Annotated in this window: 3 protein-coding genes and 1 pseudogene; 1 reads left to right on the forward strand and 3 read right to left on the reverse strand. The window is 61.8% G+C overall.

The features are described from left to right. The coding region (locus tag F573_RS14525; protein ID WP_038033625.1) for a zinc ribbon domain-containing protein at window positions 1-235 on the forward strand (235 nt) is incomplete at its 5' end. A gap of 48 nt (window positions 236-283) precedes the next feature. On the opposite strand, the gene F573_RS0113940 is transcribed toward F573_RS14525, so the two are convergent. The 3 genes and pseudogenes from F573_RS0113940 to F573_RS15315 all read right to left on the reverse strand — a co-directional run. Then, window positions 284-502 carry a hypothetical protein gene (locus tag F573_RS0113940; RefSeq protein ID WP_155986698.1) on the reverse strand — a complete coding sequence of 73 codons (219 nt, stop codon included), beginning with the start codon at window positions 500-502 and terminating at the stop codon, window positions 284-286. 40 nt (window positions 503-542) lie between these two features. Beyond that, window positions 543-1115: a cob(I)yrinic acid a,c-diamide adenosyltransferase gene (locus F573_RS0113945; RefSeq protein WP_019023102.1), complete on the reverse strand. Its 573-nt coding sequence runs from the start codon at window positions 1113-1115 to the stop codon at window positions 543-545. Window positions 1116-1271: 156 nt separating this feature from the next. Beyond that, a pseudogene (locus F573_RS15315) lies at window positions 1272-1550 on the reverse strand (hypothetical protein); the annotation flags it as partial.

A 1550-nucleotide genomic window follows, 5' to 3' on the forward strand; every position in this document is an offset into this window, starting at 1 on the left:
CAAAGCGGAGGAGGCTGGTGCCTGGGCGATGGAGGCCCCGACGCGGCAGCTCAAGCCCTCGCAGACCTGTCACGCCTGCGGGCGTCAGGAGAAGAAGCCGCTCGGCCAGCGGCACCATGCGTGTGCCTGTGGCGCGTCCTGTTCACGGGACGAAAACGCCGCCCGGGTCCTGATGGCCTGGGCCGAGCAGCAAGTGATTCGGTCGGGAACCGGGCCGACGCGTGGAGGGCGGTAAGACCGGATCATCCCCGGATGATCCGGCACGCCCCGTGAAGCGCAAAACTCACGCCATAGCCTGAAAGGCTTGGCGGGAGTAGTTCATATCGTAATGTTTGGTGAGACGGGTCCGGCGCTTGTAACGGTCCAGGCGTGCGGCGAGCGGAGCACGGGGCTCGATTGCTCGCACGCGCGGCCAGGTGAAGCCGGCGAAGGTACGGGTCGGCAGGCTGGCGCGAATGCCGCGAAGCGTTTTGCGGGCGGTCAGGGGATTATCAGTCGTCATCGGCTTCTCCTCCGGCTTCGGGCCGGCGTCCATTCAGGACTCAGTTCGTTTCGGGCTTCGGTGGCTTGGACCACTGGGCTTCGGTGGCACCGGCCGCGGCGGACAGGCTCCGGGACAGCACGAAGAAGTAATCCGACAGCCGGTTGATGTACGGCAGAGCCTCCACCGCGGCGGGCAGATCCTCCTGATCCACCAGGCGTACCAGACTGCGTTCCACGCGACGGGTCACCGTACGGCACACATGCGCCCGCACCGTGGCCTCCGAGCCCTGCGGAAGCACGAATTCCTTGAGAGGGGGAAGTTCATCATTGTGCGCTTCGATCTCGCTATCGAGCATTTCCACCGCGTCGGCCGGCATCATGGACTCGCCCATCGCCAGACCACCGCCGATGTTGAACAGGTGGTTCTGCGTGATTTCGAGGAATTCATCGTCTTCGCTCGAATCCTCGCCGGAGGGGATTGCGCAACGCAGCAGGCCGACCAGGGCGTTCAGTTCGTCGATGGTCCCGATCACCTCGATCCGCTCCGAACTCTTGCGGATATGGCGACGGTCGGCGGTGCTGGTATTTCCTTCGTCACCGTTACGGGTGACAACCTTGCTGACTCGGGGCATGGGAAGCTCCTTCTTGAAGTTCGAATCCAGTATATCGAAACGCTCGATGCGGTCGATTTCTTTATCTGAAAATCCGATGCGCCGAAGGGTTCCACGAACGAAAAAACGGGCCTTCCTTGGCCCGTCTTCTATGGGTGGTGCGGGATTCCGAAAGGGTCAGGCAATCGCGCGATCCTCGGGGTCTTCGATGCTGGCAACGTTGAGATCCAGATCGAAGGAGTCCGTCATGTGCTTGGTCGGTTTGAGGCCGGCCTTTTTCAGCGCATTGTGATAGGCCTTGAGCAGATCCTGAACCATGCGCCCATAGGAGGGAGACAGCGTTACCTCGTGGTACAGTTCGAAGAACTCCGGGCTGTGCGAATGCCCCGTAAGATCCGCACTGTCATGACAGTATTCATGGACGAGCAGGTTCAGCACCCGGACAACGCCGGTGTA

Origin of the sequence: Thioalkalivibrio sp. ALE23, from assembly GCF_000378545.1 — a bacterium.
GTDB lineage: Bacteria > Pseudomonadota > Gammaproteobacteria > Ectothiorhodospirales > Ectothiorhodospiraceae > Thioalkalivibrio.